Here is a 21,159-nt window from a genome sequence, read left to right on the forward strand (position 1 = left end):
GTGAGTTTCACTACCCAGCACGTTGTCCCCGCCCCGCGCGAAGACGTATGGCAGTGGCATACCCGCCAGGGGGCGTTTGCTCGCCTCACCCCACCTTTCGGTTTTATGACCCCGCTTCAGCAAGCCGAGTCCTTGGCCGATGGAACCTCAATATTGGGCTTTCCCGGCGGCCTGAAATGGGTTGCCCGCCACGACCTCAGCCGCTACCAACCGCGGCGGTCCTTCGCGGATGTCTGTATCAACGCCCCCTTCCGCTCCTTGGCGAATTGGCGCCACGAGCACTTCTTTGAGGATCACCCGGAGGGCACGCTCATCACGGACAAGGTGGAGACCCGCATCCCCGCCGGAGCCCTGGAATCGATCTTCGCTTACCGCCAGCAGCAGCTCATCGAAGACTTTCGCTTTGCCCACAGGCTCGGCGCACTCAACGCCGAGCCCCGCACGATAGCGATAACCGGAACGCACGGGACGGTGGGCGCGGCTGTGGCTGCGCAATTGGGCACCCTGGGCCACACCGTCATCCCTTTGGTGCGCTCCAACCCCGGGCCTGGCGAGCGCCTCTGGCGCCCACAGTTGCCAGCGAAGGACCTGCTGGAGGGCGTTGACGTTCTCATCCACTTGGCCGGCGAACCTATCTTTGGGCGTTTTAATTCCGCGCATAAAGAGGCCATTCGCGATTCCCGCGTCGAGCCTACTCGCCTACTGGCCCAGCTGGCTGCTGAGACCCCGTCCCTGACCGCCATGGTGTGCGCCTCCGCCATTGGAATCTACGGCCCGGACAGGGGTGAGACGGAACTGACCGAGGAATCGGAGCGCGGCGAGGGTTTTCTCGCTGACGTCGTCGCCGACTGGGAGGCGGCGTGTGAGCCGGCGCGGGAGGCTGGAAAGCGCGTGGTTAACCTGCGTACCGGTATTGTGCAATCAGCCAATGCAGGGATCCTGCCGCTGCTACGCGGGCTGTTTTCCACTGGTCTTGGCGGCGCTTTCGGCAAAGGCACCATGTGGAATAGCTGGATTGCACAAGATGATCTTTCTGACATGTTTGTCCGCGCCGCGCTCGACCCGGCCTGGCACGGCGTCATCAACGCGGTCTCCCCCACTCCGGTGCTCAACCGCGATTATGTTGATGCCCTTGGTTCCTTGCTCCACCGCCCCACCATCATTCCGATTCCCAGCGTCGGTCCGGCGCTGCTGCTAGGCAAGGAAGGTGCGCGTGAGCTTGCACTGGCTAACCAAAAGGTTCTGCCCACGCGCGCGGAAGCGCTCGGCCATACTTTCCGATATCCCGAGATCGCTCCAGCGCTTGCCCACGAGCTGGGCGGGGAAAAACTCTTCGAGGACCCCACCTGCGCACCCCAGGAAGACGGCTCCGGTAGTGTCGGGGCCGGAAAAGATTAAGAAGAATGTAGCGAAGTGAGTAGAAGAATTGACTGACACCACTAATCACGACGAAGCGCAGCAGCGCCAGCTGCAGCCCGATACTCCGATTGAGGAGGTCACACTCGAGCGCATTGCGGAGATCTTTAAGTCAGAAGGCTTGGAATACCGCATCGAAGAGCAAAAGACGCAGGACGGCCAGACGGTCAACCTTTTGCGCACCGGCTTCTCGAACGCCGCCATCGCCTTCCAGCTGGTTGGCTCCTCCCTCATCGTTGATTCCGTGTGGCGCGGTTCCGTGCCCGCCTCCGAGGGCCCGGCGCTCCTCATGCACATCAACGCCTGGAACCAGGATCACTTCACGCCGACGTTCCGCTTCTTTGAGGCTCCGGACAACGCCTTGGCAGTCTCCGGTGCGCGCGATCTCGACCTGACCCACGGCGCTTCCCGCAACCAGTTAGGCGCGTTCGTCATGTCCACCCTGGATGCCGTGTTGCAGTCCTTCGAGTGGATTGAACAGCAGTACCCGCAGCTCGTCACCTGGAAGGAGCACAACCATGACTAATCCTGCGACTACCCCCGCCGAGGATCCGCACGCACTCCCGGAGGTCACACTCGACCGCATCATCGAGGCAATGAAGACCTTCGACATCGAACTCGAGCCGGTCCCCGGCCGCGACGACGCCGCCACCGCCAACCTCAACGGCCTGCCGTGCATGTTCGCTGTGCTCGAAAGCGTTGCCATCGTGCGTTGCGATGTGCCGACGGACGTCAACTACGCCAAGGCCGACGCCGGTCTTTTCCTCGCGGCTAACCAGATCAACTCCGTGGCTATGGGGGCCCGCGCCGTCATTGCCAACTTCGACGGCATGCTGCTCGTGCGCACCGAGGCCGATATTCCGTGCGCGGCCGGCATGACCGACGAACAACTCGCGGCCGCGCTGCGCGCCTCCGTGGATGGTGTCATCAACGCCCAGAACGCCATGGTCGCCGCCGCCGAGGAAATGGCCAAGCTCGGTTCCGAATCTGCTGCACAGGCGGGCGAGGGAGCTGAGGGCGCCCAGGGTGAGCAGCAGTGACCGATCTCCACGTGGTTGAGCCGGTCACCATTGACCGGCTGGCGCAGTTGTGCGAGCTTATCGACGCCGACTACGCGCTCATCGAAGCTGCCCCCGAGGAAGACGACGCTCCTGGTGCCGTCGACGACAACGCCCCCGTGCGCCGCGTCCTGCAGACCGGTGTGCCGCATATCGCGGTGCACTGTGACCTCGACGCAGAGGGCGACGTCTTAAGCGTCTTCGCTTCCTGGGAAGGCACTCTTCCCGCGCACCTCGAACACGACGTTGCTGCTGCCGTGGCGGAGCTGAACTGGGCCAGCGTGGCGCCCACCTTGAACTTCCTCGTCGAAGAGGACGCGAAGGGCAACGCGGAGATCCACCTAGGCGCCAACCGCGCCATGGCCGTGGGCGAAGGTTTGTCCTTGGCCCAGCTGGGGCATTTCCTGCTGAGCTCGCTCGCCAGCTTCGCGGAGATTTTCGACGTCGTGGCGCAGCGTTTTCCCCAGGCGGTCACCTGGAACGAGGAGGAGCAAGCATGAGCCACAACGCTAGCGAAGGCACCGATCCTTTCGACATCCTGTCTGGGTCTCCGCTGCCCGCCGTCAGCCGGGATAGCGTGCTGAGCGTGCTCAACGGTACGGAACTGGATATGGCGGCCACCGCGCACCCAGAGGACCCCACTGCGGCGGTTGCCCGCCTCAATGACCTTGATTGGGTTATCACCGTCGACGATGGCCTCGTGCGCATGGAATGCGTGCTGCCGACGCAGCTCGACGCGGACATGCTCCCGGTCTTCCACGTCTTGTGCAACGAGTTCAATTCCAGTGCCTTCGATGGGCGCGCGCTCGTTGGCCTCGTTGAGGATGAGGTGGAGCTGCGTGGTGATGCCTGCTTCGTCACCACGGCGGGTCTGAACGAGGACCAGCTCTTCCACGCCCTCAACCTGGGAATTATCAATGCCCAGGAAGCGCTGTTGTCCGTCCTCGATAGTTTCAACGCCGCCGCCCGTGAGCTCGCCAGCGACGTCGATGAGGCGCAGAACGACTAGTTCTTAGTCGGCGTCCTCGATGCGCTGGCGCTCCACCTCCGGGTCGAAGTCGGGCGCCGGCCACTCGAGGTCAAGATGGCGCAGGAGATCCACGATGAGGAACTTCAGCGCCATGCGGGCGTATTTCTTGTTATCGGTAGGAATGACATACCAGGGCGCATAGTTTTCATCCGTGCGCTGGATGGCGTCCTGGTAGGCCGCCATGTACTTATCCCAATAGGCGCGCTCCTCCACATCGGCGGGATCGTATTTCCAAAACTTGTCCTCGCGCTTCGTGCGCTCCAGCAGATTCTCCTTCTGAGCATCCTTGGACAGGTGTAGGAAGATCTTGATGACCTTGACACCATTCGCCGTCAGGTCCAACTCATAGTCGCGGATAGCCTCGATGCGGCGGTCCACTTCCTCTTCATCGACCCACTCGTGCACGCGCTGGATGAGAACGTCCTCGTAATGGGAGCGGTCAAAGGCCACAATCTGTCCCGGCTGCGGGTCGTGCTTGCGGATGCGCCACAAGAAGTCATGTTCCAGCTCTTCCTCGGTGGGCTTTCCGAAACCAACCGTGGTAGTTCCCTGCGGGTCGAAGGTGCTCAGCACGTGGCGAATAGCACCGCCCTTGCCCGAGGTATCCATTCCCTGCAACACAATGAGCACCGCCGGGGCATCCTCGCCATAGCTGCGGCCGTTGGCAAAGAGCCGCTCCTGCAGTTCATAGAGCTCATCATCGTACTTGGTGAATCGGGCATCGAGCTCGTCCTTGTCACCATCGAAACCGGGGGTTGCGGAGGCATCGACCGAGTCGATCTGAAAATTCTTTCCTGCGCGGAGGGAGAGCGCGTCTTCTATCTTGAATTTCGCCATGGGTCCACCTTACCCAGCCATTGTTTTAAGCGCCCAGCATAAAAAGACCGCGCAGCAAAGCACTCAGCGCTCCCAGGCTAGCCAGCGCCAGCGACAGTGTGTGGGCCTTCTCCCGCGAAACGTGCCAGGCGATCTTCTTGCCCACAAGGATGCCGACGCACATGCCGACTATTCCGCAGGGCCACACCAGCCAGTGCAGTCCCTCGAAGCCGCCGGAGCCCAAGAAGTACTTCGTCAGAACAGAGGACAATCCGCCGATGACAAAGCAGGGTTGCAGGGTCGCGGCGAGGATTGACTTAGGCCACCGCGCAGCCTGGGCATACACCGTGATAACGGGGCCGGCGACGCCGGCCAGAGTGTTGGTAAAACCACCCAAGATACCCGCGGAGATAGCAGGCCCGGTCCCCCGCATCTCCGGGACGAATCTGCGGCCGAAGACCACCACACCCAGCGCGATCAACAAGGCGGCGCCCACGAGCACCAACAACGCCGAGGTATCAATGCGCGCGATAAGCAGCGCCGCAGGGATTGAGCCGAGGACCATGAAGGGGCCGATGCGCAGCCACTTTCCCCAGTCCACATTCTCACGCATGGAATAGGTCGTGAGGATGGCGTTAATGCAGGCCAAAACGTTGATGACCATGATGCCTTCCACGGGGCCGAGGAGGAGCGTCAAAATGGGCCCGCCAATGAGGCCCAACCCCATGCCGGAGACTCGCTGCAGGCAGGAGCCGACTATGACGGTAACGAGGACGACGAAAGGTATTGCCAGTACAGACATGTCTCCTTAGCCTCGGTAGCGTTCCATTACGGCGGCCGCAACGTGCTCTGGGAACATACCCGTGACATCGCCGCCGTACTGTGCCACCTGCTTGCACAGGGAGGAGGAGATATAGCCGTACTTTTCATCAGTGAGCAAAAAGACAGTATCGATCCCGGAAAGGCGCCGGTTCATCTGTGCCATCGGCAGCTCATACTCGTAGTCCAAGGAGGAGCGCAGGCCTTTGACAATGGTGTCTATGCCATGGGCACTGGTGTAATCCACGAGCAGGCCGCCCCACCAGTCCACCTGGATCTCTGGCGCGACGGTACGGCGGATGAGATCCACGCGCTCCTCCACGCTAAACAGTCCGGACGGCTTATCGGGGTTTCCCGTCACCAGCACGGTGACCTTGTCAAACAATTCGCTGGCGCGGTTGAACACGTCAACATGGCCCAGCGTGATGGGGTCGAAAGATCCCGGGCAGACGGCGTGGGTGGGCATGGCTAATCCTCCTTGATTTCGGTCATGGCGGTATCTTCGCTACCCGCGTTGTCGCTGTAGTCACTGTCCTCAGCGCGGTGATAAATCGCCATATCAAAACGCGCAATGCCAAAGGTCCGCTTCTTGAGCTTCTGGCCGGTGGGCTCAAAGCCTTCCGGCCACTGCGTCTGCGGGGAATCCACATGGCGTTCGATGACGACGATTGCGGCATCATCCAACACCGGTTCGATCGCGGCCAACAGCCCATCCACATCATCGAACTCATAGGGAGGATCCGCGAGCACCATATCGAAATACCCGCGCGGGGCGGTCGCTAGATAGGACGAGGCCTTCATCTCGCGTACCTCGACGCGCGGGTGCTTCACCACCCCAATGTTGTGGCGGATGATCTTCACCGCCGCAGGATTGTTTTCCACCAAGACCACTTCCTCAGCGCCGCGGCTGGCTGCCTCCAGACCTAAGGCACCGGACCCAGCAAAAAGGTCCAGCACCCGGGAGTCGATGAAACCCCAACGCACGTTCAACGATGAGAAAAGGCCCTCGCGGGCACGGTCAGAGGTAGGTCTAGTCCCGGCTTCCGGCACCTTGATGGTGCGCCCCCGGGCCTCCCCAGCGATGATTCTGGTCATGGCCTCTACCCTATCTCCCCTCAGCTGCGCGCGGTGACTGGCCTAGTTCTTCTCCAAAAACTCCTGCTCATCCGCACTCAAATTGTGTGTCAACTCCTCCGCTAGCTCGGGATTGCGCTCCACCAATGCGGCAGCATCAGCATGCGTGCGCTCAACAATGTCCCGATCATGGCTGAGATCGAGCAGTTTCAGAGTGCGCTTGGTGCCAGATTGCAGCGTTCCTAGGATGTCCCCTTCGTGGCGCTGCCGAAGATCCAGCTCCGCCAAATCAAAACCGGACGGCGTATCAGCTATGGCCTGGATGCGCCGGTAGGACTTACTGTCGGGCTCGGCGGTGGTATGCAGCAAGCACACGGAGTCGTTACCACCGCGCCCCACGCGCCCACGCAACTGGTGCAACTGCGAGACGCCAAAATTCTCCGATTCGCGGATGAGCATCACGGTGGCGTTGGGTACGTCGACGCCGACTTCGATGACGGTGGTAGCCACGAGGACGTCGATTTCCCCGCGGGCGAAGCGCTCCATGACCTCGTCCTTATCGGGCATTTTGCCATGCAGCATCTCCACCCGCAGACCCCGCAGCGGCAGGTTGCGCAGCTGTACGGACATCGTTTCCACGCCGCCCTCGCCTTCAATCCGCGGGCAGACGATATAGGCCTGGTGGCCCTTTTCTACCTCTTCGCGGATTCTCTCGATGGCGCGGCGTACCCATTCCGGTTTCCATTCGGGCACCACCGCGGACAAGATAGGCTTTCGCCCGCCAGGCAGCTCCTTGAGAGTGGACACGGCCAAATCACCGAAGACGGTCATGGCAATCGTGCGCGGGATCGGTGTCGCCGTCATGACCAGAAGGTGGGGGCTCGTGCCCTCCCGGGTTTTGGTGCGCAGGCTATCGCGCTGCTCCACGCCGAAACGGTGCTGCTCATCCACGATGACGAGGCCCAAGTCAAAGAACTCCACCGTGTCTTGGATGATGGCATGCGTTCCGATGACGATATCGGCCTCGCCGGAGACAATCTCCAGCAACGCCTGCCGCTTCTCCGCTGTCTTCATCGAGCCGGTCAACACGGTGACGGTGACTCCTTCGGGAACGCTGGCGCTAATCGACGCCCCATGCTGCGCCGCCAGCACCTCCGTCGGCGCGAGCAGCGCGGCCTGCTTGCCAGCGTCGACCGCCTGCAGCATGGCGCACGTGGCCACCAGGGTCTTGCCCGAGCCCACCTCGCCCTGCAGAAGACGCATCATGGGCGCGGTGCCACACAGGTCCGCGTCGATCTCCGCGATGACGCGGCGCTGGCCCGCAGTCAGTTCAAAGGGCAGCTCGCTGAGCAGTTCGTCGCGGTAGCCCTCCAAAATCGCTGGCATCGGGGTTGCCGTACGCGCCTTGACATCGCGCTGGCGCAGGGCCATAACCAGCCCAATCGACAGCGCCTCATTGTATTTCAAACGTTGGATGGCGCGTTCGGGCCCGTGCTCACCCGGTTCGTGGATCTCGCGGACGGCTTGGTCCAGCGTCACCATCATGCGGTAGTCCAGTGGCTCCGGAATCGAAGGCGTATTTTCCAGCACCTTGTGGATAGCACCCATGATGTACCACGACGTCACCTTCCCGCTGGCTGGGTACACGGGAATCCACTCGCGCTGCAGGAAGGTCTCCAGCGACCCGAATTGGGAGAGCTTCTTCAGCGAGCCTGTCCCCTGCCCAGTCGTGCTATCCAGCAAGGATTCCTGATAACGGCCGGGATCGAGGATGAGGAAGTCAGGGTGCTGCAGGCTGGGATATCCCCGAAAGTACTTCAGCTTGCCAGACAGCATGACGCGCATGCCGCGCCCCAGCACGCGCTGCACGTAGTGCGCGTTAAAGAAAGAGGCTTGGACTCCACTATCCATGTAGAGAATAAAGACCATGGCTTTGGAGGTGTGCTTGACGCGGACATCCTCAATGACACCGGTGATGGTGACGTGGTCACCGTCCTCGGCACCGCCGAGGCCGACGTCCTTGTTGTGGCGGATGTAGTCGCGTGGATAGTGGCTGAGCAGCTCGCCGCACGTGGTGTACCCGAAGGCTCGCTTGATTGCTGAGGCATCCTTCTTTGCCAGAATCTCCGTCAGCGCACGGTCATCCTGCCACCCCAGCATGGCTTACTCCACCCCGATCTCGGTACGCAGCCCGGGAACCCGCAGCACCACCACATCGACGCCCAAAAGCTGCGCCAGCTCGTCCTCATCGATCTCTAGTCCGGTGAGCACTGTGATCTGCTCCCCGCCGTAGGCCAATTGGCTGCGGCACGACGCCACAATCCCGTCGATGGATTCTGTATCCGGATGCACCACCCGCATCGAGCGTGCGGCATCCGCCATGGCGGCCACGGCCTCGGCGGTGTGGGTGGAACCCGGTGAGTAGACCGACAGCGCGGCGAGTCCGGACACGAGGGAATCAGTCGGGATAAGCGTGGCTGTACCAGGCGCACCGCCGAAGCCGTTGGGCAAGAAGAGGTCACCCGTCTTCGCGTGGCGAGGGCCGTCGCCGGGCTTGACGGTATCCGCCCCGGCCTTTTCAAAAAGCTCACGGGCGGCCCCTTCGGGCACTGCGGCGAAGATTCGCCGCCCGGCACGGTCGGCGGCCTGCATTTCGCCGGCCGCTGTATCGCCGGCGGAGGGAAGCACCTCGAGGCGAAGGTTGCTGACCGTACCGAGGCCATAGGCTTGTTCGATGATCGCACCAGCTTGGCAGCTATGGATGTGCACGCTGGCCGAATCCTCCGTGGCTCGTGCGATGACGAGGCTATTGCCCAGCGGGTTGAGGGCCTCCTCGAGCTGGGCGAGGTCTCCCTCGAAGAAGAAGATGACTTCAATCTCCGCGCCGGCCCCTGGCTGTGGCGTGGCACAGTTCTCTCCGTGAGACGGCAGCGATTCGCTCTGCGTGGGCTCTGCCCCTTCAGGATCTATAGCCACAGATTGAGGCGCAGTGTCTTCACCGGTGAGCTGGGCCAACAAGCATTCCAACAAGATGACGAAGCCGGCTCCGCCGGCGTCTACGACACCGGCCTCGCGCAGCGCCGGCAGCTGGGAAGGAGTCTCCGCTAAGGCTTGCCGGGCGGCGTCGACCGCCGCGACCACAATACCGTGCAGCTGCGCGCCGGACTGCTCGGCGGCCTTGCTGGCAGCGGCCGCCGAGGCACGCAGCACGGTGATGATGGTGCCTTCCACTGGGGAGGCCAGAGCACGGTCGGCCAGCGTGACGGCCAGCGAGAGGGCATCCGCCAAGACCGAACCATCCACCCGCGAATCCGTCGTGGCGTCAGCCACCCCGCGCAATACCTGGGACAGCACCATCCCGGAGTTGCCGCGCGCTCCGCGTACCGAACCGATGGCCAGGGCTTCAGCCACGTCCATCTCGCCTTTATCGGCCTCCGCCAGGGCAGATTCCATGGTGTGCGCCATGTTGGATCCCGTGTCAGAATCGGGCACCGGGAACACGTTGAGGGCGTTAATCTCGGCGCGGCGGCGCTGTAGCTCCTTAACGGTTCGCGCGGCCCACTCGTGCAGGCCACGGGCATCCAACTCGGCGGGATAAGACATGTTGGCTAGTCTACAAGCGCCAGTCCACTGGCGAGACGCCACGGGCCTCTAAGGCCGCATTCGCCCGGGAAAATGGACGCGATCCGAAGAAGCCGCGTCGTGCTGACAGGGGTGAAGGATGCGGGGAGGTGATGCATTCCGTCCCTGGCAGGAAGGCCTGGCAGGTTTGGGCATCGCGCCCCCACAAGATGGCCACGATATCGCGCCCCGCCAACGCTCTAATGGCGGCCTCCGTAATCGCTTCCCAGCCCATCCGCCGGTGCGATCCGGCCTGGCCCGGGACCACGGTAAGCACCCTGTTCAGCAGCAGCACGCCCTGGTCGAACCACGCCCGCAGGTCCCCATCCGCGCGACCGTCGATCCCGAGGTCGTCGTGAAGCTCGGCGTAGATATTCTGCAACGAGCGGGGAGCCGGCACCCCGGGGCGCGTAGAAAAGGACAAGCCCATGGCATGGCCCGGGGTGGGATAGGGATCCTGGCCCACGATGAGGACACGTACGTCGTCGAGCGGCATCGACAAGGCAGCGAAGACGTCCTCGGCCGGGGGCAGGAAGTCTTGGCCGATCTGCTGCTCAAGGCGCGGCAGATTCTCCTCCAGCGCCTGCCGGATGTGGGGCATCCACGAATAGTGAATGCGAGAGGTATCGATGTGGCTCACGCAAATCCCTCCCAGCCCTCGCGATAGCGAGGCTCTTCTCCGCTGATGGTGACACCGGTACCGCGCATCACCCGGCCTACTTCCCGGAACCCAGAGGGAGCGGCCTTGTACGTGGTGGCCAACAGCGTGTGATCCTCCCCTCCCGTTAGGACCCATTCCCACGGATCGATATCAAGCACCGCGCCGGCAGCAGCTAGGAGCGGATCAGGGGCAATGGCTGCGCGGTCGAGGTCGATACGCACCCCGGAGCGTTGTGCCAGATGCCCCACATCACGCACTAAGCCATCCGAATTATCTGTCATCGCGGTCGACCCCGTTGCCCGAGCGATAACCCCACGCCCTGGGCTCAGGGTGGGTGCACAGTGGGCGTCGATCAGCGGCCACAGCTCCTCTAGTTCCGGGGGCAGCGCGCGGCCAAAGCGCTGAAGCAGAGCAAGGCCCGCTCCGGAGTACCCAATCTTGCCGTGCGCCACCAGCTTTTGGCCCGCGCGTGCTCCATCTAGGGTCAGCGGCGCCCCACTTCCTCCCAAGGAGCCCATCGCCGTGACATTGATGACCAAGCTGTCGCTGCGGGTAAGGTCGCCGCCGACCAGCTCTGCGTTATAGACCGCGCAGCGCTCAGCGATGCCCTGCGCAATCCCCCGCACGAAATCCACCGGGGTTTCCCCTGGGGCGGCAATAGCCAGCAGTGCTGCGGTGGGCCGGGCACCCATCGCCTCGATATCGGCGAAATTACGCACGATGGCCTTCTGCCCAATTTCTGCGGCAGTCGACCAATCCCGGCGGAAATGCCTGCCTTCCACCATCATGTCTGTCGCTGCCACCGTGCGGGAATTGGGCGCTGCCGGGTACAGCACCGCGGCATCGTCACCGTTGAGCGCGCTCGGGGCGGCGGTGACAATCTCATGGATGACTTGCCGCTCACCGGCTTGGTCGAGGGTATGCGATAAACCCACCGTCACGGACTCCTTTGTGTTGCGCGGGCCACGCACTGTACGCGTGCGCACCGTCCACGTTCGTTCTTCCTGGACTATCAGCGATAGGATAAGCCCCTATGGATACCCAATTTAACCGCACCGCAATCTACGTCTCACTCGGGATCGCCATCGCGATGGTCTTCGCGGTGATTTTTGGGGCGAAATACGTCTTCACCACCGCTGCCCAGCAACCGGTGGCGCTGCCTCCCACCCCATCTGAGGCGGCGGCTTCCCCCGAGTGTGCCGCCGTGGTCGATGCGCTGCCGGACAAACTACTGGGGTACCCACGCGTCGATCTTGTCGAGCCAGCTCCCGCGGGTGCTGCGGCGTGGGCGAAGAGCTCGGAGGACAAGATAACGCTGCGCTGCGGTGTTGACTTGCCGCAGCAATTTACTGAGTATTCCCAAACCGTCGAGGCCGACGGCGAATCCTGGCTGCAGGTCGTCGACGCCACTCCCGGCTCGAATCTCACGACGTGGTACAGCACCAAGCGCGTTCCCGCCGTCGCGGTCACCACCACCTCCGACAACGCGCGCGACGACGCCCCGGAGGGTCTCGGTGATGCTCTCGGCCACTTGGAACAGAAACAGCAACAGCCCAATGCCGCTCCGCTATCGCAGCTGAAGGCGGGCCCGGATTCCATGTGCAGCCGGCTGGAAAAGGCCCTGCCGGAGACCCTCGCGGAGGGCTACTCGCGCCGCGAGGATGCCGGTGACAAGAACACCTGGGTCTACAGCGCGCCGGGCCAGGAAGAGATCGTCGTGCGCTGTGGTGTGGCTGCACCGGAGAACTACCGCGCAGGTGTCCAGCTGCAGCAGGTCAATGACGTGCCCTGGTTCGAGGACACCACCCTGGCAGAGGGCACCACGGCCGGCACGTGGTTCGCGCTCGGCCGGGCGGAGGATCTCGCGCTGTCTGCTCCGCAGGAGGCAGCCAATTCCGCGCTGGTGCGGCTGAGCGACGCCCTCGTGGCCGCCACCCCTTCCCAGTAGGAACCGCGGCCTGCTCCTCTACCGCCTGCCCTTCGCGCTCAGCTGAGGGGCTAGGCGGGCTAAGGACTAGGAACGCGCGAGCGCGGTTTGGATGAGGGTATCCAGCAGCTCGGCATAGCCCACCCCCACGGCGGCGAATACCTGCGGGTACATCGAGATGGGTGTGAAGCCGGGGAAGGTGTTCACCTCGTTGATGCAGTAGGAATCCTCGCTGACGAAGAAATCCACGCGGGACAGGCCGGCAGCGCCCAGAGCACGGAAAGCCTCAATAGCGCGCTGGCGGAGCTCAGCAATCAGTTCTTCGCTCAACGGCGCAGGGATTTCCGCCGAAACGCCCTCGTCGATGTACTTGGCATCGAAGTCATAAAAGCCTTCTTCGGACTCCGTAGTGCCCAAAAGTTTGGCGGGAACGGAAGCCTGGAGGCTACCGTCTGGGTGCTCGAGGACGCCCACTTCCACCTCTGCACCACGAATTTCCGGCTCGACGAGGACCTTTTCGTCGGACTCGTAGGCTAGGGCCAGCGCGTCCGCGAAATCCTCCCACGCCGAAACCTTAGACACACCGATGGAGGAGCCACCGCGCGCCGGTTTCACAAAGACAGGCAGGCCGAGGCGCTCCTTTTGGGCGTCGCTCAGCGTGGCTTCCCCAGTGAGCACCTCCTGGGGCGCCACAGGCAGACCTTCCGCAACCAGCAGCTTCTTGGTGAACTCCTTGTCCATTCCCACAGCCGAGGCCAGCACGCCCGCGCCCACGTAAGGGATGCCGGAGAGCTCGAAAAGCCCCTGGACCGTCCCATCTTCACCGTAGGGGCCATGGAGAACCGGCACAATGACATCCACTTCGGTGTAGTGCTCATGGCGAGTGACGTTGTGGATGCGTCCGCGCGTGGCGGGGTTGAGGGAAAGCGCCAGCTCATCGTGTAGCTCTACCTCGGGCAGGCGCCCATCGACAATGCCGAGGCCCTCCCGACTGCCCTGAGTCCAGGTGCCCTCTCGCGTGATGCCGATCGGCACAACCTCATACTTGTCCGGGTCAAGGTGCTCCATGATTGCGCCGGCGGAGATGCACGACACTGAATGCTCGGAGCTGCGCCCGCCGTACACTACGGCCACGCGCACAGGATTCGCTTCAGTCATACCGAGCAACTTTACTCGGCTTTACTCAGCTTTCTTGGTGCGACCCATCAGAGCCACGATCATGTCGTCGACAGTCACGCCGCGGTGGCACACACCGAAGACCGCTTGGGTAATAGGCATCTCTACGCCCGCGCGCTGCGCCAGCCTAAAGATGGAATCGGAAGAAACAACGCCTTCCGCTACCTGGCCATTGGTGGCGGCTGTGGCTTCCTCCAGGGTGCCGCCCTGGCCGAGGCGGTAGCCAAAGGTGCGGTTGCGGGACAACGTCGAGCTACAGGTTGCCACGAGGTCACCCATACCAGCCAGACCAGAGAAGGTGAACGGATCCGCTCCCAGCTTCACGCCGAGACGGGTAATCTCCGCGAGACCTCGAGTAATGATGCTGGCCATGGTGTTGTTTCCCAGCCCCTTACCCGCAGCCATGCCGCAGGCAAGTGCAATCACGTTCTTGCAAGCACCGCCAATTTCCGCGCCGATGACATCGGTGTTGGTATAGGGCCGGAAATAGGGTGCTGCGGCGGCATGCTGGACAGCCTTGGCACGGTCGGCGTCGCGGCACGCAATAACCGTAGCTGCCGGCTGCTCCTGGGCCACCTCCTTGGCCAAGTTGGGCCCGGAGAGCACCGCAATGCGGTCGGGGGAAACACCGGCGGCATCGGCAATCACCTCGCTCATCAGGCTGAGCGTCGACTTCTCCACGCCCTTGGAAATCGATACTAAAGTTGCATCCTCCGGCAGCAACGGCGCCCATTTTTCCAGGTTGGACCGCAAGGTCTGCGAGGGGACGCCGAAAATGACGATGTCCGCACCCTCCAGCGCATCAGCTGGATCGGTGGTAGCGCGGATGGAGGCGGGCAGCGGAAGATCTGGGAGATAATCCGGGTTCTCGTGGCGTGCATTGATGGCCTGGGCTAGCTCTTCACGGCGCGCCCACAAGCGGACGTCATTGCCGGCATCGGCAAAAACCTTTGCCAGCGTAGTTCCCCACGAGCCCGCACCCAATACTGCTACGTTCACTATGTGCCACCTCACTGTAGATTCCCGGTATATCGGCTTTCCCCATTAAAGCACGCTCGGCATTAAAGCACGCTCGGCGCGTAAGGCTGCATCGCGGCAGTGAGTGGAGGAAAATGGAAAAGGTTAGAAGCTACTGGCGCAAAAGGAGCAGCATGCCCAAGGCAAAGAACATGCACGAGACGGACAAAGACATCAAATCCGAGGTCTTTATTTCTGGCCGACACCAAGAAGTGCCCGTCGATCCGGCCGATGAGTTTAAGCGCACGACCCTGGCCGCCGGTGCGGTTCTCTGGCGCGGTGACCCGCACGATCCGGAAGTCGCCCTCATTCATCGCCCGCACTATGACGATTGGTCACTGCCCAAGGGCAAGGTGGATCCGGGCGAATCCCTTCCTGTTACCGCCGCGCGCGAGATCCTCGAGGAAACCGGTTATACCGTGCGCTTGGGCAAACTCATCGGCAAGGTAGCTTACCCAGTACAAGGCCGCACCAAGGTGGTCTACTACTGGCTGGCGCGGGTGCTCGATGGCGAATACACCCCGAATCAGGAAACCGACGAGCTGCGCTGGATGAAGATCGATGATGCCTGCGCACTGCTCTCTTATGACGTTGATGCACAGGTCTTGGCCAAGGCAAAGAAGCGCCTGCGCCTCGCACCAACGACCCGCGTTCTCTACGTGCGCCATGCCCGCGCGCACCAGCGCCGCACCTGGGAGGGTGATGATGACCTGCGCCCGCTGGATAAGAAGGGGCGCCGCCAGGCGGAGATGCTCGTTCCGATGCTCACGCCTTTCCATCCGACCGCCATTTATAGCGCCCCGCCGCAGCGCTGCCAGCACACCGCTGCCCCGCTGGCCGATGAACTCGGCATGGACATCGCCGTTAACAAGGCTTTCGGCGATGATGTTTTCGTCGAATCTCCTGATACCGCCCGCGCCGCCTTTCAGCGCGTGGTCGACGGCGGCGGCGTTCCGGTTATCGTCAGCCAAGGGCTGACAATCCCCGGCATCATCGAGTCCTATGCACCGAAGTTCATTCAAGAACCAATCGAAGAACTCAAGTTCAAGAAAGCTTCGGTGTGGGTTCTATCCTTCAACGACGGTGAACTTACCGGAGCGGACTATCTGGCGAGCCCGCTTCCCGTGCGCTGAGCAGGGCATCGCCCACGTCCCTCAGGAGTTTCTACGCCGCCCTGCTGCCTTATTCAAACCGTGCTGCAGGGCGGCGCTGCATAGCGCGGGTGAACAGGACCATCCCCAAAGCCCAGATCGGGTAGGCGGCAAGGAAGCCGACGATGGGGATAAATACGACAAAGCTCGTGATGAGGGAACAGACCAGAATAAAGAGCAGCGACTGCCCTAGATTCTCCATGATTAGGTCGAGGGCCTCTCGGAAGCAGTCCATGAGAGGCTTATCGGGGTTATCCGCCTTGATCACGGGCGCTGGCCACAGGAGCGCATAGAGAATCAGTCCGGGGAAGCCACCCGCAATAGATCCGAGCGTTACCAAAATAAAGAAGCAAGCATAGACACCGGCGCAACCACTCAGCTGCGCAAACCTAAAGTAGTCGCGGAAGGTGACCTTCTCCCCATCAGCGATCTTGCGGGAACCATTGAAGAGGTTCGCCATCATCCAGCAGAGATAAGCGTAGGCGGCTAGCGCCATGACCACCATAAGAGGTATCCCCACGGTAGGAACCAGGGGTTCAATGTCCCTGCCGCTTTCTTCCATCGCTGCGGAGATTCCGCCTAAAACGGTTCCCGGCACAAGAAGAAGAGCAAAAGAGATAATGAGATGCACCAGCATGGCCAGCATCCCTGGCACAGGCTGCTTCAGGTAGCCCTTGAAGGTTTGGCCCACAATATCCATGGCGTCGATGGGCTGCGCGGGAGCCCCGCCTTGTGGATTGCCAGGCGCGGCGCCGGGCTGGTGCTCACCGTAGTTGCCGGACTGCTGGTAGCTGTAGGCCCCCGACTGTTGATAGCCATAACCTGCGGCGTCGTGATAGTCATAGCCGCCATATCCGCCATACCCACCTGCACCGCCGAACTGATTGCCACTGTCCCCGCTAAAGCTTTGATAAGGATTGCTCATGCCGAGGATGTTAACGCCGATATGTGTCCGGCGCCACAGGAGGCGGGGAACACTCCCACACCCCCATTGCTCACGCTAAGACGCCACGACGCGGGGCTTGAATGCCGGGCGTGCGGATTCGAAAGCCTCGATATCGTCCTCATTGCGCAGGGTCAGCCCAATGTCGTCGAGTCCCTCCATGAGGCGCCAACGGGTGTAGTCATCGATCTCAAAGGTATAGCTGTTGCCGCCGACGGTAACCGTGCGCGCTTCCAAATCCACGGTGGTTTCGGTTTCACCGGACTCCAACTGCTTCCAGATGAGCTCGATGTCTTCTTGCTCCATGAGCCCCGTCAGCAGCCCGGCCTTACCAGAGTTGCCGCGGAAAATATCGGCGAAGCGGGAGGAAAACACCGCCTTGAATCCATACTCAGCAAGCGCCCACACCGCGTGCTCACGAGAAGAACCGGTACCAAAGTCCGGACCCGCGAAAAGCACAGAGCCTTCCTTGAACGGTTCCTGGTTGAGAATGAAGTTCTCGTCGCTGCGCCAGTTAGAAAACAGGCCTTCGGCAAAGCCAGTGCGCTTGACGGACTTCAGATAGCGCGCAGGAATGATCTGGTCGGTATCCACATTGGAAACTCGCAGCGGAACGCCGACGCCAGTATGAGTTACGAACTTCTCCATTGTCTTTTCCCTTTCCTTAGGCGCCGGCTACGGCGGCATCGTCGATATCAGCTGGTGCGGCCAGGTGGCCCAGGACTGCTGTCGCCGCGGCAACGGCCGGGGACACCAAGTGGGTACGGCCACCGGGGCCTTGGCGGCCCTCAAAGTTGCGGTTGCTTGTCGACGCCGACCTCTCCCCCGGCTTCAGCTGGTCCGGGTTCATACCCAGGCACATCGAGCAACCCGCGGTACGCCATTCAGCGCCGAAATCGGTGAAGATCTTGTCCAAGCCTTCCTCCTCAGCCTGCGCCTTGACCACGGCCGATGACGGGACCACCATCATGCGGGTATCAGCCGCGATACTGCGCCCCTTGACCACCTCGGCGGCGGCGCGCAGGTCCTCGATGCGAGCGTTCGTGCACGATCCCAGGAAGACAGTGTCGATCTGGATATCGCGCAACGGCGTGCCCGGCGTGAGGTCCATGTACGCCAGGGCCTTCTCGACTGCGGCCTTCTCGCCATCGTCCCCGCACTCCTCCGGGTCGGGCACCGCAGCGCTCAACGGCAGACCCTGGCCCGGGTTGGTGCCCCAGGTGACAAACGGGGTGAGGGCGGAGCCATCGATCTCGACGACGGTATCGAAATCGGCCCCCTCGTCGGTCGGCAGCGTCTTCCAGTATTCGACCGCTGCGTCCCAGTCTTCGCCCTGCGGGGCGAACTCGCGGCCCTTGACGTACTCAAAGGTTGTTTCATCCGGAGCAACCATGCCAGCGCGGGCACCAGCCTCGATGGACATGTTGCAGATCGTCATGCGCGCTTCCATCGACATCTTGCGAATGGCCTCGCCGCGGTACTCGATAATGTGGCCCTGGCCGCCGCCAGTGCCAATCTTGGCGATGATAGCCAAGATCAAGTCCTTGGCGGAAACACCTTCCGCCAGCTCACCGCTAACCTCGATAGCCATCGTCTTGAAAGGCTTGAGCGAAAGCGTCTGAGTGGCCATGACGTGCTCAACCTCGGAGGTACCGATGCCCATGGCAATGGAGCCGAAGGCGCCGTGCGTCGAGGTGTGCGAGTCACCACACACAATGGTCATGCCGGGCTGGGTGATACCCAACTGCGGACCAACGGTGTGGACAATGCCCTGCTGGGCATCACCCATCGAATGCAGGCGTACGCCGAACTCCTCGCAGTTCTTGCGAAGGGTAGACACCTGTGTACGGGAAACTTCGTCCTTAATCTCCAGGAGATTTCCGGTCTTTATACCCACGGTGGGAACGTTGTGATCCTCCGTGGCTAAGTGCAACTCAGGGTGCCGCATCGTCCGTCCAGCCAGGCGCAGACCGTCGAAGGCCTGCGGGCTGGTAACTTCATGCAAGAGCTGGAAGTCAATGTAGAGGAGATCAGGCTCGCCGTTCTCCCCCTTGCGCACGACATGGTCGCGCCATACCTTCTCTGCGAGTGTCAATTTCTCAGTCATGTTTCTCTCCACTTGAAATCTCAATTAATGGGACGTAGATTTCATTATATGGGAGAGTATAGCGCAGTATCAGGAATAAAGGTATTGGATCGCGCAGTTGCCATCATGATGGCCGCGACCAACCGCCCCTCCACGCTTAACGAGCTTTGTGAGACCACCGGCCTGCCCCGAGCAACCGCACACCGTCTCGCCACAGCACTCGAGGCACACCGGATCCTCACCCGCACACCCGACGGAAAGTGGGGTGCGGGCCCCGCCCTTCCCGGCAACCGCGATCGCATCATTGAAACTGCCGGGCCCATCATGGAAGAGCTCCTTGAGGCCACCGGTGAGTCCGTACAGCTCTATGAGCTATCTGGAACAACCCGCACGTGCATTGCTACACGCGAGCCGGAGATTGGCCTGCACAACGTCGTACCCGTCGGCCGCCAGCTACCCCTTACGTCCGGCTCAGCCGCCCGCATCTTCGCAGCTTTTGCGGATGTACACGTTCCCAATGCCCTCTTTAGCGAGCACGATGTCGAGCTCGCGCGCACCAACGGCTACTCCGAATCCATCGAGGAGCGCGAGTCGAATCTCGCTTCCGTTTCCGCCCCCGTCTTCGACGCCGCCGGCAACTTTATCGCCGTACTCTCTGTCTCCGGCTCCGCCGAACGATTCCGCCCCTCCCCAGCGGAGAAGTTCGCTGACGTGCTTGTCGACGCCTCCTCCCGCCTCACCGCCGCGCTATCCCACGACGCTCCGGGGAAAGCGGGACGCTAAAACTCTCCCGCTAATTCCCACCTGTCTCGATGCCAGCTGTTTAAATGCTCAGCCCGAAGTACATGGCTAGGCCGCGCAACCCTTCCGGACCCGTGCTACTCGTCGAAGACAGCGCCTCTCCCCTCTCCTGCACCAGGCGCACTGGGTTTCCCGGCTCCCGGTTGGGGCGACGCGGTACCCAGCCTTGGTGCGGCAAGTGCGCCAGCTCGTCTGCTCGCGGCATGCGAGCATAATTAGAGAAGGTTATGGTTTGCCCATCGCGGCTAGCCTGAGTGATCCCCTGGTAGATGCCCACCACACCCGGCTGCCCCGGCACGGAGACTGCTCCACCGCTGTCCCCTGGCGCCAACGCCACGTCCACAACGTAGTTCATTCCTGGGAAGAGCCCCGGGCCACGCACCGCGGTGCCACACTGGCGCTCGGTAGCCTGCCCGTCGAAGCACACCGTTGATCCCTCACCAGGCACGGGTGCCATTCCATCTCCGGTGAGCGGGTTTCCCGCAGAGTAGGTCCCACCGGCAAACTGGATATAAGCCAGGTCATGCCCCGCCGCACCCGAGGGCTTGAACCAGCGCAGTGTACCTACGTGCTGACCTGCGTCGTTATACATCTGCTCGCCATTGAGACCGCAGTGCGCCGAGGTCCATGCCCGAGTGGCCTCAACATAGCCGATGCTGCACAGAGAACCATCGGAGGCGACAATCTTTTGGCCTTGGGTAACCGGCACGCCCTCGCCAGCCATTGCGGGGGCAGCAAACCCAATGGCCAGCGAGCACGCGCCCACGACAGAAGCCAGGCCAGACAGAAGGCGCGAAGAACGGTGCTGAAGAGACTTTTTCATCATTTCCCTACTCTAGCGCTTTTCACATATGAATCACCTTTCACTTCGTGCACAGCCATCAGGGTGGGGCACCCTCACCCACCCCCACTATTGAAAACATAGTGAAAATTCGCTTTACTGTAACTATCAGCTACTGAAAATGGAGTGAAAACCCCCGATTCTTTGAGGAGGAATCATGACCCACACCATCCACGACGAGCACACGCACACCCACGGCGAGGGCTGCGGCCACGTTGCCTTCCCGCACGACGATCACACTGACTACCTGCACGACGGTCACATCCACCGTGAGCACGAGGGCCACTGGGACGAGTGCGAGACGTCCGAGCACCACATTCACGAGGACCACGATCACGAGCACGGCGAGGGCTGCGGTCACGTCGCCATCCCGCACGGCGATCACGTGGACTACTTGCACGATGGCCACCGCCACGCAGCCCACGACGGTCACTGGGACTGCCACTAAGGCTCCTCGTGCTAGCACAGACTCGCTAGCACAGACTTTTGCTGCCCGCCTACTCGGTGTTCTGCACTGAGGGTTGGGCAGCTTTCCCCGTTTTCCCCCACCATATGGCTAGGCGGGCGTTAGTGTGGGGTCATGACTTCCCCGCAGACCCCTTCCTCCGCACGCCGATTCCTCACGGCATTGACCGCCGTAGCCGCCACGGGTCTACTCGCGGCTGGTTGCTCCTCCACCACCACCGAGACCGCCGCCCCAGACACGGCCCCGGCCACCTCTG

At 62.1% G+C, this 21,159-nt stretch carries 23 protein-coding genes; 9 read left to right on the forward strand and 14 right to left on the reverse strand.

Annotated elements, in window-relative coordinates:
* From HMPREF2993_RS08550 to HMPREF2993_RS08570, 5 genes are read left to right on the forward strand one after another with little or no spacing between them, the layout of a single operon-like run.
* Positions 1–1,398 carry a TIGR01777 family oxidoreductase gene (locus HMPREF2993_RS08550; protein WP_070701929.1) on the forward strand — a complete coding sequence of 466 codons (1,398 nt, stop codon included), beginning with the start codon at positions 1–3 and terminating at the stop codon, positions 1,396–1,398.
* Positions 1,399–1,426: 28 nt separating this feature from the next.
* Positions 1,427–1,942 carry a YbjN domain-containing protein gene (locus tag HMPREF2993_RS08555; protein ID WP_046649083.1) on the forward strand — a complete coding sequence of 172 codons (516 nt, stop codon included), beginning with the start codon at positions 1,427–1,429 and terminating at the stop codon, positions 1,940–1,942.
* On the forward strand, positions 1,935–2,456 hold the full coding sequence (locus HMPREF2993_RS08560) for a YbjN domain-containing protein (RefSeq protein WP_070701930.1): 522 nt from the start codon (positions 1,935–1,937) through the stop codon (positions 2,454–2,456). The genes HMPREF2993_RS08555 and HMPREF2993_RS08560 overlap by 8 nt, the downstream gene beginning before the upstream one ends.
* Positions 2,453–2,974 carry a ubiquitin family protein gene (locus HMPREF2993_RS08565; RefSeq protein WP_070701932.1) on the forward strand — a complete coding sequence of 174 codons (522 nt, stop codon included), beginning with the start codon at positions 2,453–2,455 and terminating at the stop codon, positions 2,972–2,974. The genes HMPREF2993_RS08560 and HMPREF2993_RS08565 overlap by 4 nt, the downstream gene beginning before the upstream one ends.
* Positions 2,971–3,483 (forward strand): hypothetical protein, encoded by a 513-nt coding sequence (locus tag HMPREF2993_RS08570; RefSeq protein WP_070701934.1) that lies wholly within the window; start codon positions 2,971–2,973, stop codon positions 3,481–3,483. The genes HMPREF2993_RS08565 and HMPREF2993_RS08570 overlap by 4 nt, the downstream gene beginning before the upstream one ends.
* A gap of 3 nt (positions 3,484–3,486) precedes the next feature.
* On the opposite strand, the gene HMPREF2993_RS08575 is transcribed toward HMPREF2993_RS08570, so the two are convergent.
* Genes HMPREF2993_RS08575 through HMPREF2993_RS08610 form a run of 8 tightly spaced genes read right to left on the reverse strand, consistent with a single transcriptional unit; the run spans position 3,487 to position 11,436 of the window.
* Positions 3,487–4,341 (reverse strand): PPK2 family polyphosphate kinase, encoded by an 855-nt coding sequence (locus HMPREF2993_RS08575; protein WP_070701936.1) that lies wholly within the window; start codon positions 4,339–4,341, stop codon positions 3,487–3,489.
* A 25-nt stretch (positions 4,342–4,366) separates the two neighbouring features.
* A complete protein-coding gene (locus HMPREF2993_RS08580; RefSeq protein WP_070701938.1) occupies positions 4,367–5,122 on the reverse strand; it encodes a sulfite exporter TauE/SafE family protein in 756 nt (251 codons plus the stop codon).
* A 6-nt stretch (positions 5,123–5,128) separates the two neighbouring features.
* Positions 5,129–5,605 (reverse strand): pantetheine-phosphate adenylyltransferase, encoded by a 477-nt coding sequence (gene coaD / locus HMPREF2993_RS08585; RefSeq protein ID WP_046649077.1) that lies wholly within the window; start codon positions 5,603–5,605, stop codon positions 5,129–5,131.
* A gap of 2 nt (positions 5,606–5,607) precedes the next feature.
* On the reverse strand, positions 5,608–6,234 hold the full coding sequence (gene rsmD, locus HMPREF2993_RS08590) for a 16S rRNA (guanine(966)-N(2))-methyltransferase RsmD (RefSeq protein WP_046649076.1): 627 nt from the start codon (positions 6,232–6,234) through the stop codon (positions 5,608–5,610).
* Positions 6,235–6,276: 42 nt separating this feature from the next.
* Entirely contained in the window at positions 6,277–8,373 is a 2,097-nt protein-coding gene (locus HMPREF2993_RS08595) for an ATP-dependent DNA helicase RecG (protein WP_049156549.1), read from the reverse strand.
* Positions 8,374–8,376: 3 nt separating this feature from the next.
* Positions 8,377–9,816, reverse strand: a complete 1,440-nt coding sequence (locus tag HMPREF2993_RS08600; protein WP_070701940.1) for a DAK2 domain-containing protein — start codon at positions 9,814–9,816, stop codon at positions 8,377–8,379.
* Between the two features lie 10 nt (positions 9,817–9,826).
* Positions 9,827–10,435, reverse strand: a complete 609-nt coding sequence (locus tag HMPREF2993_RS08605) for a uracil-DNA glycosylase (RefSeq protein WP_193394653.1) — start codon at positions 10,433–10,435, stop codon at positions 9,827–9,829.
* Positions 10,436–10,470: 35 nt separating this feature from the next.
* Positions 10,471–11,436: a thiamine-phosphate kinase gene (locus HMPREF2993_RS08610; protein WP_102233886.1), complete on the reverse strand. Its 966-nt coding sequence runs from the start codon at positions 11,434–11,436 to the stop codon at positions 10,471–10,473.
* 92 nt (positions 11,437–11,528) lie between these two features.
* Between HMPREF2993_RS08610 and HMPREF2993_RS08615 the strand changes: the two genes are divergently transcribed.
* Positions 11,529–12,443 carry a DUF3515 domain-containing protein gene (locus HMPREF2993_RS08615; protein WP_070701942.1) on the forward strand — a complete coding sequence of 305 codons (915 nt, stop codon included), beginning with the start codon at positions 11,529–11,531 and terminating at the stop codon, positions 12,441–12,443.
* A 66-nt stretch (positions 12,444–12,509) separates the two neighbouring features.
* Here HMPREF2993_RS08615 and HMPREF2993_RS08620 read toward each other — a convergent pair whose 3' ends face one another.
* On the reverse strand, positions 12,510–13,580 hold the full coding sequence (locus HMPREF2993_RS08620; RefSeq protein WP_070701944.1) for a D-alanine--D-alanine ligase family protein: 1,071 nt from the start codon (positions 13,578–13,580) through the stop codon (positions 12,510–12,512).
* 21 nt (positions 13,581–13,601) lie between these two features.
* Positions 13,602–14,600, reverse strand: a complete 999-nt coding sequence (locus tag HMPREF2993_RS08625) for an NAD(P)H-dependent glycerol-3-phosphate dehydrogenase (protein WP_070702083.1) — start codon at positions 14,598–14,600, stop codon at positions 13,602–13,604.
* A gap of 149 nt (positions 14,601–14,749) precedes the next feature.
* Here HMPREF2993_RS08625 and HMPREF2993_RS08630 point away from each other — a divergent pair, with 149 nt between their 5' ends.
* Entirely contained in the window at positions 14,750–15,748 is a 999-nt protein-coding gene (locus HMPREF2993_RS08630) for an NUDIX hydrolase (RefSeq protein ID WP_070511690.1), read from the forward strand.
* A gap of 49 nt (positions 15,749–15,797) precedes the next feature.
* On the opposite strand, the gene HMPREF2993_RS08635 is transcribed toward HMPREF2993_RS08630, so the two are convergent.
* The 3 genes from HMPREF2993_RS08635 to leuC form a co-directional block, all read right to left on the reverse strand.
* On the reverse strand, positions 15,798–16,691 hold the full coding sequence (locus HMPREF2993_RS08635; RefSeq protein WP_070701946.1) for a hypothetical protein: 894 nt from the start codon (positions 16,689–16,691) through the stop codon (positions 15,798–15,800).
* 75 nt (positions 16,692–16,766) lie between these two features.
* The gene (gene leuD, locus HMPREF2993_RS08640) at positions 16,767–17,357 is read right to left on the reverse strand and encodes a 3-isopropylmalate dehydratase small subunit (protein WP_046649069.1); all 591 of its coding nucleotides are present in this window, start codon (positions 17,355–17,357) and stop codon (positions 16,767–16,769) included.
* A 16-nt stretch (positions 17,358–17,373) separates the two neighbouring features.
* On the reverse strand, positions 17,374–18,816 hold the full coding sequence (gene leuC, locus HMPREF2993_RS08645) for a 3-isopropylmalate dehydratase large subunit (protein ID WP_049154909.1): 1,443 nt from the start codon (positions 18,814–18,816) through the stop codon (positions 17,374–17,376).
* A gap of 48 nt (positions 18,817–18,864) precedes the next feature.
* Between leuC and HMPREF2993_RS08650 the strand changes: the two genes are divergently transcribed.
* A complete protein-coding gene (locus HMPREF2993_RS08650; RefSeq protein ID WP_049154911.1) occupies positions 18,865–19,578 on the forward strand; it encodes an IclR family transcriptional regulator in 714 nt (237 codons plus the stop codon).
* 40 nt (positions 19,579–19,618) lie between these two features.
* On the opposite strand, the gene HMPREF2993_RS08655 is transcribed toward HMPREF2993_RS08650, so the two are convergent.
* Complete coding sequence (locus tag HMPREF2993_RS08655; protein WP_049154912.1) at positions 19,619–20,422, reverse strand: chymotrypsin family serine protease; 804 nt, start codon at positions 20,420–20,422, stop codon at positions 19,619–19,621.
* A 172-nt stretch (positions 20,423–20,594) separates the two neighbouring features.
* On the opposite strand from HMPREF2993_RS08655, the gene HMPREF2993_RS13190 reads away from it, so the two are divergent.
* On the forward strand, positions 20,595–20,885 hold the full coding sequence (locus tag HMPREF2993_RS13190; protein ID WP_070681158.1) for a hypothetical protein: 291 nt from the start codon (positions 20,595–20,597) through the stop codon (positions 20,883–20,885).
* The last annotated feature ends 274 nt before the right edge of the window (positions 20,886–21,159 follow it).

Origin of the sequence: Corynebacterium sp. HMSC068G04 (assembly GCF_001814885.1) — a bacterium.
In the GTDB taxonomy this organism is placed as follows: Bacteria; Actinomycetota; Actinomycetes; order Mycobacteriales; family Mycobacteriaceae; genus Corynebacterium; species Corynebacterium hiratae.